16 protein-coding genes are annotated in these 14,593 nt (G+C 62.1%); 5 read left to right on the top strand and 11 right to left on the bottom strand.

Translation table 11 applies throughout. The features are described 5' to 3' along the window. Window positions 1-19: 19 nt before the first annotated feature. Entirely contained in the window at window positions 20-1,195 is a 1,176-nt protein-coding gene (locus tag R1W01_RS08415; RefSeq protein ID WP_317275191.1) for an aminotransferase class I/II-fold pyridoxal phosphate-dependent enzyme, read from the bottom strand. Window positions 1,196-1,324: 129 nt separating this feature from the next. After that, window positions 1,325-2,659: an amidase gene (locus R1W01_RS08410; protein ID WP_297754312.1), complete on the bottom strand. Its 1,335-nt coding sequence runs from the start codon at window positions 2,657-2,659 to the stop codon at window positions 1,325-1,327. Between the two features lie 87 nt (window positions 2,660-2,746). Between R1W01_RS08410 and R1W01_RS08405 the strand changes: the two genes are divergently transcribed. Next, on the top strand, window positions 2,747-3,961 hold the full coding sequence (locus R1W01_RS08405) for a UbiH/UbiF/VisC/COQ6 family ubiquinone biosynthesis hydroxylase (protein ID WP_297754315.1): 1,215 nt from the start codon (window positions 2,747-2,749) through the stop codon (window positions 3,959-3,961). Here the strand turns inward: R1W01_RS08405 and R1W01_RS08400 are convergent. The 5 genes from R1W01_RS08400 to R1W01_RS08380 all read right to left on the bottom strand — a co-directional run bounded on the left by R1W01_RS08400 (window position 3,951) and on the right by R1W01_RS08380 (window position 7,026). Further along, the gene (locus R1W01_RS08400; protein ID WP_243611812.1) at window positions 3,951-4,247 is read right to left on the bottom strand and encodes a hypothetical protein; all 297 of its coding nucleotides are present in this window, start codon (window positions 4,245-4,247) and stop codon (window positions 3,951-3,953) included. The genes R1W01_RS08405 and R1W01_RS08400 overlap by 11 nt on opposite strands. An 89-nt stretch (window positions 4,248-4,336) precedes the next feature. Further along, window positions 4,337-4,522 carry a Trm112 family protein gene (locus R1W01_RS08395; RefSeq protein ID WP_243611811.1) on the bottom strand — a complete coding sequence of 62 codons (186 nt, stop codon included), beginning with the start codon at window positions 4,520-4,522 and terminating at the stop codon, window positions 4,337-4,339. After that, window positions 4,519-5,163 (bottom strand): LON peptidase substrate-binding domain-containing protein, encoded by a 645-nt coding sequence (locus R1W01_RS08390; protein WP_243611810.1) that lies wholly within the window; start codon window positions 5,161-5,163, stop codon window positions 4,519-4,521. Before R1W01_RS08390 ends, R1W01_RS08395 begins: the two co-directional genes overlap by 4 nt. A 27-nt stretch (window positions 5,164-5,190) precedes the next feature. Next, on the bottom strand, window positions 5,191-6,105 hold the full coding sequence (locus R1W01_RS08385) for a thioredoxin family protein (protein ID WP_297754320.1): 915 nt from the start codon (window positions 6,103-6,105) through the stop codon (window positions 5,191-5,193). A 132-nt stretch (window positions 6,106-6,237) separates the two neighbouring features. Then, window positions 6,238-7,026, bottom strand: coding sequence for an exodeoxyribonuclease III (locus R1W01_RS08380; protein WP_297754323.1), 789 nt, complete (start codon window positions 7,024-7,026; stop codon window positions 6,238-6,240). Between the two features lie 177 nt (window positions 7,027-7,203). Here R1W01_RS08380 and R1W01_RS08375 point away from each other — a divergent pair, with 177 nt between their 5' ends. Beyond that, window positions 7,204-7,833, top strand: a complete 630-nt coding sequence (locus R1W01_RS08375) for a glutathione S-transferase family protein (RefSeq protein ID WP_297754325.1) — start codon at window positions 7,204-7,206, stop codon at window positions 7,831-7,833. Window positions 7,834-8,028: 195 nt separating this feature from the next. Here R1W01_RS08375 and R1W01_RS08370 read toward each other — a convergent pair whose 3' ends face one another. Then, the gene (locus R1W01_RS08370; protein WP_243611806.1) at window positions 8,029-8,715 is read right to left on the bottom strand and encodes a response regulator transcription factor; all 687 of its coding nucleotides are present in this window, start codon (window positions 8,713-8,715) and stop codon (window positions 8,029-8,031) included. A 175-nt stretch (window positions 8,716-8,890) separates the two neighbouring features. Between R1W01_RS08370 and ribA the strand changes: the two genes are divergently transcribed. Beyond that, window positions 8,891-9,982 (top strand): GTP cyclohydrolase II, encoded by a 1,092-nt coding sequence (gene ribA, locus R1W01_RS08365; RefSeq protein WP_297754327.1) that lies wholly within the window; start codon window positions 8,891-8,893, stop codon window positions 9,980-9,982. Next, entirely contained in the window at window positions 9,979-10,473 is a 495-nt protein-coding gene (locus R1W01_RS08360) for a L,D-transpeptidase (RefSeq protein WP_297754330.1), read from the top strand. The genes ribA and R1W01_RS08360 overlap by 4 nt, the downstream gene beginning before the upstream one ends. 28 nt (window positions 10,474-10,501) lie before the next feature. On the opposite strand, the gene R1W01_RS08355 is transcribed toward R1W01_RS08360, so the two are convergent. Both R1W01_RS08355 and R1W01_RS08350 read right to left on the bottom strand, forming a co-directional pair. Next, window positions 10,502-11,155 (bottom strand): YggS family pyridoxal phosphate-dependent enzyme, encoded by a 654-nt coding sequence (locus R1W01_RS08355; RefSeq protein WP_297754333.1) that lies wholly within the window; start codon window positions 11,153-11,155, stop codon window positions 10,502-10,504. Between the two features lie 110 nt (window positions 11,156-11,265). Next, window positions 11,266-12,258: a porin gene (locus R1W01_RS08350; protein ID WP_243611802.1), complete on the bottom strand. Its 993-nt coding sequence runs from the start codon at window positions 12,256-12,258 to the stop codon at window positions 11,266-11,268. Between the two features lie 261 nt (window positions 12,259-12,519). On the opposite strand from R1W01_RS08350, the gene R1W01_RS08345 reads away from it, so the two are divergent. Next, entirely contained in the window at window positions 12,520-13,029 is a 510-nt protein-coding gene (locus R1W01_RS08345; RefSeq protein ID WP_243611801.1) for a DUF3576 domain-containing protein, read from the top strand. A gap of 21 nt (window positions 13,030-13,050) precedes the next feature. Here R1W01_RS08345 and R1W01_RS08340 read toward each other — a convergent pair whose 3' ends face one another. Continuing rightward, the gene (locus R1W01_RS08340; protein ID WP_297754337.1) at window positions 13,051-14,310 is read right to left on the bottom strand and encodes a glycosyltransferase family 4 protein; all 1,260 of its coding nucleotides are present in this window, start codon (window positions 14,308-14,310) and stop codon (window positions 13,051-13,053) included. Window positions 14,311-14,593: the final 283 nt, after the last annotated feature.

Here is a 14,593-nt window from a genome sequence, read left to right as displayed (position 1 = left end):
GCTCGTTCCCTCGTCTCTTTTATCCGTAGAGGCAGTCGCGCAACGTGATGAGCGCGTCCTGCACCTGCGATTTTGGGCCCACCAAGGCGACCCGAATATATCCTTTGCCGGGGTTTCCGGCGGCCGTCTCGCGGCTAAGATAGGCGCCCGGCAGAACCCGCACCCCCGTCTCTTTCCAGAGTTTCAGCGCCGCCTCTTCCCCGTCCTCAACCGGAAGCCAAAGGAAGAATCCCGCCTCCGGGCTCTGGTAGCCCGGCACGCCCGCGAAAATCTCGTCGGCAAGCGCGAATTTCTCGGCATAGAGCCTGCGGTTCTCGACCACATGCGCCTCGTCGGCCCAGACCTTCTCTGCCGCCTTCTGCAACGGCAACGGCAGCGGCGCGCCCGAATAGGCCCGCAACTGGCGGATGCGACGAATGCACTCCGGTCCACCCGCCACAAAGCCAGAGCGCAGCCCCGGCAAGTTCGACCGCTTGGAAAGCGAATGGAAGATCACGACCCGCTCTGGGTCCGCCCCCATCTCTTTCGCCACCTCAAGCGCCCCGACCGGGGCCTCGTTGCGATAAATCTCGGAGTAGCATTCATCCGCGAAGATGCGGAAATCGTGCTTCTCTGCCAGCGCAATAAGCTCTCGCCAATAAGCCCGATCCGCCACCGCGCCCTGCGGATTCGCAGGCGAGCAGATATAGGCGACCGCCACCCGGTCAAGCACCTCCGGCTGAAGCCCCGCATAGTCCGGCATAAACCCTGTCTCGGCCTCAGCATTGACAAAGACAGGCTCTGCCCCGACCGAGATCGCCGCCACGGCATAGACCTGATAAAACGGGTTCGGCACGAGAACCAAAGGCGTCTGGCCGTTCTTGGTTTCCGGGCAAAGCGCCATCAGCGCGTTGTAAAGCCCCTCGCGCGTCCCGTTGAGCGCCATGATCTGTTCCGCGCCAACCTCGACGCCATAGCGCCGCCCGATCCAACCCGAGATCGCGTCGAGCAATTCAGGCGTGCCATCATTGGGCGGATAGCGATTGAACCCCTCCGCATGTTCGGCAATCACATCCGTGACCCAGGCCGGAAACGCATGTTTCGGCTCGCCAATGGTCATGTGCACGACATCGCCGCCGGGCTGATGGTGGTCCAACAGCGCGCGCAGGCGCGGAAACGCATAGGCCGGAAGGTTCGAAAACCGCTCGGGAAACATATTCGGACTGCCTCAAGGTTCGGGATCGTTAGCGCCCCGTTTCCCCCAGACTACAAAAGGTGGCTGCCTACGTCCAGAAAAATGCCCTGAAAGCCGCGCGTTGTGGCTTTTGCGCCCAAGGCGGGCGGGTCACTCGGCGCGAAGCGCCGCCTCGACTGCCGCCGCAACCCGCAACAGGCGTTCTTCGCCCATCGGCGCGCCAAGCATCATCAACCCGCAACTCGGAACCCCGGTCGGAAGCGACATTGCCGACACCCCCATCAGGTTGCCGATCCGCGTATTGCGCAACGCGAGCAGATTCTCGGTCACGTAATAGTCCTGGTCCGTCATCAACCGGGCGACATTCGGCGGCAAGATCGGCGAGGTTGGCAGAAGCACCGCATCGAACCCCGCAACCCGCGCATGCCAGCGCGCGCGCAAGGCGTCGAGCTTGTGCCACGCCGCGACATAGGTCGGGCCGTCGAACTGTGCTCCGGCCCGGAAACGTTCGAGAATTTGGTCGAACATCTTCTCTGGCGCGGCTTCGATCACGTCACGCCATGTGCCATAGGCCTCTGCCGTGAAGAGAGGCGCAGAAAGTGCAAGCGCCTCCGCCACTTCTGGCGCTTCAAGCGGGACAAGCTCTGCACCAAGATCACGAAGCCGGTTGACCGTCTGCACATAGGCCGCCATCGGCGTTTCGCGCACATCGTCAAGCGCCGAGGTCTGCAAAAGCGCGAACCGCTTGCCCTGAAGCGACGTGCCGCGCAGGTCCATCGGCTGCCGCCCTTCGAGCACCGCAAGCAAGTGCGCCGTATCTTCGACCGTGCGGCAAAGCGGCCCCACCGTGTCGAATTTTGCCGCAAGCGGCACCGTGCCCTCGCTAGACACCCGGCCCGCCGTGGTCTTGAGACCGACGAGATCGTTCCAGGCCGACGGGATTCGCACCGATCCGCCCGTGTCCGAACCGATCCCCGCCGCCGCAAGGCCAAAGGCGACCGAGGCCGCCGCGCCCGAGGACGATCCCCCCGGCACTGCGCCCGGATCATTGATACAGGGCGGCGTCGCCGTCATCGGGTTGAGACCAAGCCCGGAAAAAGCAAGCTCGGACATATGTGTCTTTCCAAGGCACACAAGGCCAAGCGCCGTCGCATTGCGAAGCACCTCCGCATCGCGCCCCGGCACCCGCCCCTCAAGAAGCTTCGACCCCGCCTCGGTCTCGACGCCCGCCGTATCGAACAGGTCTTTCCAACTGATCGGCACCCCGTCGAGCAGCGAAAGCCGCAGCCCGGCGCGGGCACGTTCCGCTGCGGCCTCGGCTTCGGCCAAGGCGCGCTCATGGGTCACGACGCTATAAATCCGGTCGCGGGCATCATGGCTGTCGATCGCGCCAAGAAACGCCTGCGTGAGCGCCACAGGATCAATCGCCCCGTCACCAATTCCGCGCCCAAGCTCCGCCGCGCTTTTCGAGAGCCAATCCAACATGCCTGTCCCCTTGCTAAATCCTGCGAAAGCGACGGTAGCCGCCCGGCGCGGCATGGACAATCCCGATTACAAGCGCATATTTGGCCTATGAGCTATGACAGAGACATCGTTATCGCCGGTGGTGGCCTGAATGGCCCGGCCCTTGCGCTTGGGCTGGCGCAGGCGGGCTTTACCGTGACCGTGGTCGATCCTCGCCCCCGCTCTGCGCGGGCCGAGGACAATTTCGACGGGCGCGGCTATGCGCTGGCGCTGGCCTCGACGCGGCTTCTCGATGCGATCGGCGTCTGGTCGCGCGTCAAATCGGACGCGCAGGTGATGAACGAAATCAAGGTTACGGACGGACGCGCGGGCGAAGGCCCCTCGCCCTTCTTTTTGCATTTCGAACGCGGCGCGCTCGAAGAGGGGCCGATGGGCCATATGCTCGAGGATCGGTTTCTTTATCGCGCCTTCCTTGCCGCGATGGACGAAGATGACCGCATCACCCTCATCACCGAGGATTCGGTCGTCGAGCAAGAGGTCGATACCGCCGGTGTCACCGCGACGCTTGCTTCCGGCCAGACGATCCGCGCCCGCCTCCTTGTTGGCTGCGACGGTCGGCAATCCGGCGTGCAGCGCCGCGCCGGGATTACCCGCACCGGCTGGGGCTATGGGCAGACCGCGCTTGTCTGCGCCATCGCCCATGAAAAGCCCCATGACGGCGTCGCGCATCAGTTCTTTATGCCCCCCGGCCCCCTCGCGATCCTGCCTTTGCCGGGCAATATCTCTTCCATCGTCTGGAGCGAAACCGACGAGACCGCCGCCCGGTTCCAATCGCTTTCCGACGAAGATTACCTTGCTGCCCTGCGCCCGCGGTTCGGCGACTTTCTGGGCGAGATTTCCCTTGCTGGCAAACGCTTTACCTATCCGCTGAACCTGACCGTCGCCGACGCTTTCATCGCCGATCGCGTGGCGCTTGTCGGAGATGCGGCGCATGGGATGCACCCGATTGCGGGCCAAGGGCTCAATGCCGGGTTGCGCGATGTCGGTGCGCTTGTGCAGGTGCTCGACGAGGCCCGCCGGCGCGGCGAAGATATCGGCACCGAAGCCGTTCTCGAACGCTACCAAGAATGGCGCCGCTTCGACACGCAGGCGCTCATCGCCGCGACGGACCTCACGAACAAGCTGTTTTCGAATGACAACCCGCTTCTGCGGCTCGGGCGCGACCTTGGCCTTGGCCTCGTCAACGCGATCCCGCCGCTGCGCCGTGGCATGATCCGCGAGGCGGCCGGCCTGACCGGAGAGCTGCCCGCGCTCATGCGCTAAGCCGCGCCTCGCCACTGCCAACGCCAAAGTCGACAGTCCGATCCCGGACCCGAAGCTCGACCGACACCCGTTCATCCCAATATCGCGGATCACAAAGCATCGCGCGCGGCAGGCGGTCATAGCGAAACACCTTGCGCCGCACCTCGCAAAACTCGACGTCATAGGCATCGCCTTCGACCTCGCCCTCGGCAATCAACCGCGCCTTGAGCTCTGCCTCCCTCTGTTTCAGGGCTGCTATCTCTTCCCGAATATACCCAAGCGCATCCGCCGGACTCACACGTGACATGGCCGCCTCCTTCTGGTGACGGCCCATGCAAACACGTCGGGGGTTAATACCCTCTGAACGCCAATCGTCTTTTCGAAAGACCCCGTGGCCTAGTCAAGCACCCGCGCCTCATCGACAAGCATCACGGGAATGCCATTGCGGATCGGAAAGGCAAGGTTCGCGCTCTTGGAAATCAGCTCCTGCGCCTCGGCATCATATTCGAGCGTGCCGCGCGTCTGCGGACAGATCAGCGCCTCGAGCATCCGACGGTCAAAAAGCGGTGCTTTCTCAGTCATTGCATCACATCCTCTCCCGCGCCGCCTCTGAGCGCGAATTCGATCAACGTCACGAGGGTCTCCCGCCGCGTGGCCAGCGACGGCGCCTCAAGAAGCGCCTGCTTGTCCTCGGGGGCAAAGTCAAGAAGCATGGAGAGCGAATTGATGAGCAACTCGTCCTCTGCCTCGCGCAATGTCTCCCAATCGGTCGAAAGGTCCATGGTATCGAAATACCGCTCGAGGACCGACATGAACGCCGCACGATCAAAATCGACGTCGTGTTCCTGCCCACCAAGATCTTGTGCAAACCCGTCCCAACTTACCTCACAGCGCCGATAAGGCGTGAACCCCTCGACCTCGCGCAGCACCCGGAACCGCGAGCCCCCCGACAGCGTGATGAGATAGCGCCCATCCTCGGTCTCCGAGAATTGCGTCACGCGCCCGACACAGCCGATAGATTGCAGCCCCGGCCCTTCACGGCCCGGAACCTCGTTGGGTTGCACCATGCCGATCAACCGCTCCGGCGTCTTGAGCGCATCGTCGAGCATCGCGAGATAACGCGGCTCAAAGATATGGAGCGGCAGGCGCGAACGCGGCAGGAGCAGCGCCCCCGGCAATGGAAAGATCGGGATCGTACCGGGAAGATCGGAAACTTTGAACATGCAGGAAAGCTTAGCGCGCTTTGCGCGTCAGGCAAATATCATCGAGCTGAGCTTGCGCCGCCCGTTAAGCACCACCGGATCGTTGGGTTTGAGCGCCTCGAAAATGGTAAAGAGCTGCGCCTTGGCCGCCCCATCATTCCATTCCCGGTCGCGCCGGAAAAGCTCGAGAAGTTCCTCGACCGCGGCCTCGGCCTCACCCGCCGCATGAAGCGCCTGAGCAAGGTCGTACCGGGCCTGGTGGTTGTCCGGATCTGCATCGACCGCCGCACGCAATTCAGCCACCGGACCCGCGTTTTCGGCCTGCCGGGCAAGCTCAAGCTGCGCCTTCGCGGCCTCAACTTCCGGCGTTGTCGCCATCGCCTCGGGGCATTGCGCCAGAACCGCCTCGGCCTGATCAAGCGCACCAAGCGCGATATTGGCCCGGATCAACCCGCCAAAGGCCGGCGCGTTGTCCTGCTCCTGTTCGAGGATCGCGGCGAATGTCTCGCCCGCGCCCTGCGCATCGCCTTCGGCCAGCATCGCCTCGGCGGCCTCGACGGCATCGGCAAGGCCATTGTCGGCTTCACCGCCGCCCGCCTCGATGACACGCTGCACAAAGGCGTCAATCTCGCTCGGCGGAAGCGCCCCTTGGAACCCGTCCACCGGCTGGCCCTGATAAAAGGCATAGACGGTCGGGATCGATTGCACCCGCATCTGGCCCGCGATCATCTGGTTCTCGTCGACATTGACCTTGGCCATCTTGACCGCGCCCTTCGCCGCCGTCACCGCCGCCTCAAGCGCCGGGCCAAGCTGCTTACAGGGGCCGCACCAGGGCGCCCAGAAATCGACGATGACCGGAACCTCCTGCGAGGCCTCGACCACGTCGGCCATGAAAGTGGCCTCGGTCACATCCTTGATAAGATCGCCGGCCGGTGCCGCGTTGCCTTGTCCAAGTTCGAGCATGGGTCTTCCCCCTCATCTGTCGTGTTGGCCCCTATATGGCCCTTGTGGCCAAGCCTGCCAACCCGTCACATCTGCGAAATCGGCACCACCGCGTTACAGACGCAATACCGACGTAATACCGACCTGCGTTTCTCAGAGATCGAAGGTCGCAAAGACCGGTGCGTGGTCGCTCGGTTTCTCCCATCCGCGCGCCGCGCGCAGGACCCGGCTGCCATGCCCCGCGTTGGAAATATCCGGCGTTGCCCAGACATGGTCGAGCCGCCGCCCCTTGTCGGCCGCATCCCAATCCTTCGCGCGATAGGACCACCAGCTATAGAGCAAACCTTCGGGAATATCCTGCCGCGTGATGTCGACCCATTTGCCCGCATCCTGAGTCTCGGCAAGGTGCTCGACCTCGATGGGCGTATGGCTGACGATCTTCAATAGCTGCTTGTGATTCCACACATCGTCCTCTCGCGGGGCGATGTTCAAGTCCCCGACAAGAATGGATTTTTCCGGTCTCTCCCCGTGGAACCAATCGCGCATCTCGGTAAGGTAGTCGAGTTTCTGACCGAACTTTTCGTTGATCTCACGGTCCGGTTTGTCGCCGCCCGCAGGGACATAGAAATTCTGGATCGTGACCCCGTTCTCAAGCCGGCCCGCAACGTGGCGCGCATGGCCAAGTGCGGCGAAATCCTTGTCGCCTGCATCTTCCATCGGGATCTTCGACAGTATTGCAACGCCGTTATATCCCTTCTGTCCCCGCGCCACGATGTAGTTGTATCCAAGCGCCCTGAACCCCTCGAGCGGAATCTTCTCGACCGGGCTTTTGCACTCCTGCAAGCAGAGCACGTCCGGCGCCTCTTCCTCAAGCAATTTCAAGACGATAGGCTCTCGAAGGCGCACCGAGTTGATGTTCCATGTGGCAAGGGTAAAGGCCATGATCCGCTCCGTTTCCTATCCGTTGTCGCGCCACCTTAACCGCTCGCCCCAAGGCCCGCCACGGCGAAAACCGCCTCTGTCTTCTTCTCTGTCTAAATACTCAATCCCCGCCGCGCCGCCACGATACGCTCGACATTCTGGCGCAGCCCTTCAACATGGCCCCGAGGAGGAAACACCATGATCTTTTACGATTGCGCCACCGCGCCAAGCCCCCGCCGCGCCCGCATGTTCATCGCCGAGAAAGGGCTTTCGGTCGAGACCCGCGAGGTCTCGCTCGCCAAGGGGGAACAGCTCTCGCCTGAATTCCTAGCGATCCACCCCGGCGCTACGGTCCCCGTGCTGGCGACCGAAAGCGGCCTGATCCTGAGCGAGAATATCGCCATCGCAACCTATCTCGAGGAGACGCACCCCGAACCGCCTCTCCTAGGCACCTCCGTCGAAGAAAAGGCCCTGATTCAGATGTGGAACGCCCGGATCGAGCATCAGCTCGGCCTCGCCATCGCCGAAGCCCTGCGCAACGGCAACCCACATATGAAGGGTCGCGCCCTGCCCGGCCCGGACAATTTCGAACAGATTCCCGCCTTGGCCAAACGCGGCCTCGAACGCGCAACCCTGTTTTTTGACCGGCTCGACGCGCACCTCGCAGATCGCGACTATATCGCCGCTGACGGGTTCTCCTTCGCTGATATCACGGGCTTTGTCTTTGTCGATTTCGCCCGTGTCATCAAACTGCGTGTCGATGACACCCGCCCCAATCTGAAACGCTGGTACGACCGGATCGCTGCGCGCCCAAGCGCCTCTCTCTAAACAAAAAAAGAGGCCCGGAACAAATCCGGGCCCAGTCCAACAGGGAGGTGCATGTCATAACCCAGACATGCAAGGGATACGTAATAGTGGGTATGTTCTAAAGATTCATTGAATCCGTGACTTTGACCCAGATCAACGAAATTTTCGCAAATCGGAAAATTCCGTCACGGCATATTGCATCGCTGCAGCACCCCATCACGCAACAAGGCGATACCCACCAGACTCCGTAATGAGCAACCGTGCGTTGGACGGATCGGGCTCGATCTTCTGACGCAGGCGGTAGATATGGGTCTCGAGCGTATGGGTCGTGACCCCCGCGTTATAGCCCCAGACCTCGTGCAAAAGCACGTCGCGCGGCACCACGCCCTCGCTCGATCGGTAGAGGAACTTGAGGATATTGGCCTCTTTCTCCGTCAGGCGAATTTTCCGATCGTCCTCGGTCACGAGCATCTTCATCGCCGGTTTGAACGTATACGGCCCAAGCTGGAACACGGCGTCTTCCGATTGTTCATGCTGGCGCAGCTGCGCGCGGATACGGGCAAGGAGCACAGGGAACTTGAAGGGTTTCGGCACATAGTCATTCGCCCCGGCATCAAGGCCAAGGATGGTGTCGGCGTCGCTGTCATGCCCCGTGAGCATGAGGATCGGGCATTTGACGCCCTGTTTGCGCATCAGCTTGCAAAGCTCGCGCCCGTCGGTGTCCGGCAGGCCCACGTCAAGGATCATCAGGTCATACAGGCCTTCCTTGGCCTTCACCATGGCTTCGCTGCCGTTGCCGGCCTCGAACACATCGAAATCCTCGGTCATGTCGAGTTGCTCGGCCAGCGCCTCGCGCAGGTCCTCGTCATCATCGACAAGCAGGATCTTCTTGAGCTGGGCCATCTCGACCTCCCTTTCTCTCTTCGTCGCATGACATGTGGCGCGCCCTCACGCGTTCGACAAGAATTGCTGCAATCCTCTCACGGCCTCGTGTAATTCACCCGTGATATGTTTCATAATGCGACAATCGGGGATACACCTGTCCCTCAAAACCGTAACACTATAACAAGCCCCACCCATGAGCTTCGCACCCGACATTATCGAACGCCTTGCCCGCGCCCGCGCTGACCTGCGCATGGGGGTGCCGATCTTGCTGACTGGCAACGGCGCGGCGGTGCTTGTCCTCGCTGCGGAAACACTCAAGGCAGAGCGTTTGGATGATCTGCGCGCCCTCGGGGGGCATCCGGTGCTTGCGATTACGGCCCGTCGCGCCACGACCCTGAAGGCCCATGCCTATGACGGCGATCTTGCGCGTATCAACCTGCCCTCGGACGCGAGCCTTGCGTGGGTCCGGGATATTGCCGATCCGGCGGATGATCTCGCCTCTCCGATGAAGGGGCCGCTCTTGGCCGAGCGCGGCGGCGACGCGGGCCTGCACCGGGCCGCGATCAAGCTGGCGAAATCGGCCCAGCTTTTGCCCGCTGCCGTCGTGACCGACCTAAAGGATCCCGCCGGGTTTGCCCTTGCCAATGGCCTGACGGTGATTCCCGCCGACCTCGCCGCGCCGCATCTCGAAGCGACAAGCCCCCTGCACCCGGTTGTTCATGCCCGCCTGCCCATGGAAGCGGCCGAGGCCGGGCGGCTGCATATCTTCCGCCCCGAGGATGGCGGCGAAGAGCATTACGCGATCGAGATCGGCCGCCCGCCACGCGACGAACCCGTTCTCGCCCGCCTGCATTCTGCCTGCTTTACCGGCGATGTCCTTGGAAGTCTCAAATGCGATTGTGGCCCGCAACTGCGCGGTGCCTTGACACAGATGGGCCAGGAAGGCGCGGGCGTCCTCCTCTACCTCAATCAGGAGGGGCGCGGCATCGGCCTAGCCAACAAGATGCGCGCCTATAGCCTTCAAGATCAGGGCTTTGACACGGTCGAGGCCAATCACCGCCTCGGCTTTGAAGATGACGAGCGCGATTTCCGCATCGGCGCGAAAATTCTTCGCGAACTCGGTTTTTCCTCGGTGCGCCTGCTGACCAACAACCCGCGCAAGGTCTCGATGATGGAAGATCATGGGATTTCCGTAGCCGAACGCGTACCGCTCAAGGTCGGCGAGAATGCCCACAACCGCGCCTATCTCGCCACCAAGGCGGCGAAATCCGGGCACTTGCTATGACACCTGCTGATCTCGTCCTGACACCGCGCGGCGTGCGCTTCATGGGCCGCTATATTCCCTGCTCCATCGGCAAGGGCGGCCTGACGTCAGAGAAACGGGAAGGGGACGGCGCGACACCGCGCGGCGTCCACCGGATCACCGGCCTCCTCTACCGCGCTGACCGCCTGCTTGCGCCCGCGCCTTGGGCGATGGCGATCGGCAAAGATGATCTCTGGTCAGATGCCCCCGACGATCCGGCGTATAATACCCTCGTGCGCGCGCCTTATACCCCAAGCCACGAGCACCTGCGCCGCGCTGATCCGCTCTATGATGTGATTCTGCTGACGGATTGGAACTGGCCCGACGCAACGCCGGGCGGTGGCTCGGCGATTTTCCTGCATCAATATCGCCGCAAGGGCTATCCGACCGAAGGCTGCATCGCCTTTCGCCGCGATCATCTGCTCTGGATTGCCGCCCATGCCGCGCCGGGCACGCGCGTGATCGTCCGCTAAAAAGGGCTTTCGAAACGGCTTTTGCCCCTTATCCGTAGTCACGCGCCCCGAAAATGGCCGACCCGACCCGCACATGCGTCGCCCCAAGCGCCACCGCGCGCTCAAAATCACCGCTCATCCCCATGGAAAGCCCGTCGAGCCCGTTGCGCGCTGCGATCTTGCCAAGCAACGCGAAATGCAGGCTCGGCTCTTCGTCCACCGGCGGAATGCACATCAGCCCCTTCACCGGCAGATCAAGCGCCCGGCACTCCGCGACGAATGCATCCGCCTCTGCGGGCAAAACCCCCGCCTTCTGCGGCTCTTCCCCGGTGTTCACCTGAATGAACAATTCGGGACACTGCCCCATCTCCTGCGCCAACCGCGCCAGCGTCTTGGCAAGTTTGGGCCGGTCTACCGAGTGAATCGCCTCGAATAGCTCGATCGCCTGCCGTGCCTTGTTGGTCTGAAGCGGCCCGAGGAGATGCACCTCGACACCCTCAAAGCGTGCGCGGAAATCGGGCCATTTGCCCGCTGCTTCCTGCACTTTGTTTTCCCCAAAGAGACGATGCCCCTCCTCCAGAACGGCTTCGACCCGGTCATTGGGCTGCACCTTGCTCACCGCGATGAGCTTCGTCGCGCCAACCGGGCGACCGGCGGCCTCTTCGGCCTTGTGAATGCGGGCTTTGATATCGGCAAGGGACATGCGCGGGTTCCTGTCTTCAACACTCACCGCTTTAAAACATTATCCCCGGCCAAAAGAAAAGGGCAGGTCCGAAGACCTGCCCTCTCTTAGGCTGTATTCTTCTTCTAAGATTAGAAGGAGAAGAGCAGACCGAGGTCGGCGCGGACAGTGTTGCCAGCTGCGCCTGCGAGCGATGCAACACCACCGCGGAGCGAGGTGCCGCCGCCCATGTTGTGCACGAAGCCCAGACCGATGTTCATGTCTTCGCCGCCCGGCACGTCAAATGCAGCGCGGGTGTCGACGTTGACATAACCTTGCAGCGAGGTTGCTGCGGAGAGGTTGTAGTTACCTGCGATACCGTATTTGGTGTCGTTGGTGCCGTTGTCAGCAACCTGAAGGGTCAGGTCGAATGCGCCGAACGAACCGCCAGCGGTGAACGCCCAGTCGGTGTCGGTCACAACGTCGGAGTCCTGAACACCCAGAGCGAAGGTGTAGTCACCCATCGAGTAGGATGCGACGATGCCGGTGCGCGAAACGCCGGAGTTCGAAGCTGCGAGGTACGCGTCGTCGAAGGTGTGGGTCAGGTGAACGCCGAAGGCGCCAGCCGAGTACACAACGTCGAAGCCGAAGCGGCCAGCTGCGCCGGAGGTGTAGAAGTCAACGCCGTAGTTGGTGACAACGTTGGCATAGCCGAGGCCGGTGAGGCCAACGGAACCAGCGTAGATACCCGGCATGTTTTCAAAGGCACCCATGATGTGACCAACCGAAACGGTCAGACCACCGGTCGAAACCCAGAAGCGCGGGGTGTTGAAGCCGGCTTTGCCGAGACCCACAGCAACGGTCGAACCGGTGCCGTTGGTGACCGGGGTCAGCGAGGTGATTTTGTAGGTGTCTTCGTTGGCGTCGGCCTGGTAGCGGATCTGAGCGCCGAACGACAGACCGTTGTCCGACTCAGCGGATGCGGTCACGACGAGACGGAAACGGCTCGTGATGCGAACTTCTTCAGTTGCGCGCGAGTCGTTGTAGTCCACACCAAAGCGGGCATAGCCGCCGAACGAAACGTCTGCTGCTGCGACGCCAGCGGTGGCGACGAGAGCGGTCGTTGCGAAGAGAATCTTTTTCATGATTTTTCCCTCGGTTTTCCAATTCATGCGCCCAAGCCGGGGAATCCGACGAGGGTTGCAAGGGTGTTTCACTCTTTTCCGGCCTCTCTTGCAAGAAAACCTGCACGCCGAAATGCAATGTCGCCGAAAATGGTGCAGACATGCCACAGTCTGTTCCCCGCCGACCAATCTCTCCCGAACCAAGAAGGCGACTCTCTCCTTGCCCCGCGCGCGCCTCTTGGCTAGGACGGTATCAAAGCATTGGACGGGGCAACGTTGGCCATGACACGCAATCGCGCATTTAAATTCCTGACAGTTTCCGCACTGGTTCTTCTCGTGGCAGCCTGCGGCGGCCGCAAACAAGATCCCTACGCACAGGAACAGGCCGCGGCCGGTGACTATCTCAACCGCGATGATGTCGGCAATCCGACGGACCGCTCGACCGACGGGTCTTCCATCTGGGATATCTTTAAGGACGACAACTCCGACGTCACCGTGCGGGTGAACAAGTATATCTGGAATGCCTCGCTTGAAGTGCTGGATTTCCTGCCGGTTCAATCGGTTGACCCGTTCTCGGGCGTGATCGTGACCGGCTTTGGCACGCCCCCGGGCGGTGGCCGTTCCTACCGCGCGACCGTATACATCCGCGACCCCGCCTTGGATGCGCGCTCGCTGCACGTGGCCATGCAGACCCGTGGCGGTCGCCCGGTCGCGGCTGGCACGGTACGCGCCGTCGAAGACGCGATCCTGACACGCGCCCGCGAATTGCGGATCGCCGACGGCCGCCTCTGATCCAAACGCCGCTTTCGGCCCTTACATCGTGATCCGACCCGGCTCCATCGACGCGAGCCGGTCGATCCATTTCATCTGCTGCGGCAGGCAAACTGTCTGTAGATCGTATTTTTCCTGCGCAACTTTTCGCGCAGCCCGCCCCAGGCCCTGCGCCATGTCGCGATCCTCAAGAACCCCACACACCTCCTCGACAAGCCGATCCGGCGCGAAGAACGGAAAGAGCCGCCCGGTTTCACCGTGATGGATCGCCTCGTGTAGCGGCGCCGTATCGCTTGCCACAATCGGCACGCCCGCACTCATCGCCTCGATGAGCGACCAGCTCAGGACGAACGGATAGGTGAGGTAGACATGCGCACTTGAAACCTGCAACAGGCTCAGGAACTGATCGTAGGGCACCCGGCCCAGGAAATGCACCCGCTGCCAATCCGGCGTCGCGATCCGCCCGCGCACCTCGTCGATGTAGATCTGCTTCCATGTCCGCCCCTTTGGCGGCTTCGCCCCGTAGGAGACCTCATCGCCCCCAACAAGAACAACCCGCGCCTTGGGGCGTTCCTTAAGAAGCTGCGGTAAGGCGCGCATAAAGATATGGTAGCCGCGATAGGGTTCGAGGTTGCGGTTGACGAAGGTAATGACCTCAGCCTGCGCCGTGACCGAAACCCCATCACCAAGATCAAGAACCGCCTCCGCGTTCGGCCGCACGATCTCCGTGTCGATCCCGTCATGAATCACGGTGATCCGGTCACGGAACGCCTCTGGATAGGTGTTGGCCTGAAACTCGGTCGGGCTGATCCCAAGGTCGCCGACCTCGAGATGCATCATATTGTTGAGGTTCTTGACCCGAAGCCGCATCGCCTCCAACTCCGGCATCTTCTGCGGGAATTCCGGATCGAACCCCATGTCGCCATCGTGGGTGGTATAGTAGAGCTCATAATAAAGGCCGATCCGTGCATTGGGCCAAAGATCGCGCAGGAACATCGATTCGCCCCAACCCGGATGCGCCACGATCAGGTCCGGCTCAAATCCCTGCGCCTTCATTTCCCGCGCCGCGAGATAGCAGGATTCCCCGCGCAGCAGCTTGGATTCAAAATCAACAAGCCACGGATGCAGCCCCTCGCCCGGTTTGCGCCGAATACGGTAGGGGACAAGTTGGACACCGCGCCAATCGGTTGGCGTCTCAACCCTCAGGGTCAAAGCCACGCATTTGTGCCCCGCCCGCGCCAGCGCAGGCGCCAAATGCTTATATTGACCGGGAAAATTCTGGTGAATGAAAAGGATATTCATACGGGCGCACTTTCACGACTTGCCAGTTCTCCTTCTTCTAACGCGCCGGCCCCGACACGACCAGCACCGCATCTCGTGCATTTGACTTCTGCTTGGGGAAAATACCTCGGAGCGCGAGGCAGCGCCTCGCACCCGCCTGTCCCTGGCCTGCATCGCAGGACAGGGACAGGCACCCAATGCGCGCGCCGTGGCGCGCTCCTTTGAAAAACCGCCCCAAAGCCACGCTCGCGGGCGAAATCGCGCGAAATTCGCGCCACTGGGCCTAGACCCCGGCCCTGCCTGC

This window comes from Shimia sp. FJ5, from assembly GCF_032918335.1.
Taxonomy (GTDB): Bacteria; Pseudomonadota; Alphaproteobacteria; order Rhodobacterales; family Rhodobacteraceae; genus Shimia; species Shimia aestuarii_A.
The sequence above is the reverse complement of the archived record's forward strand: the minus strand, read 5'-3'. Positions and strand labels throughout refer to the sequence as shown.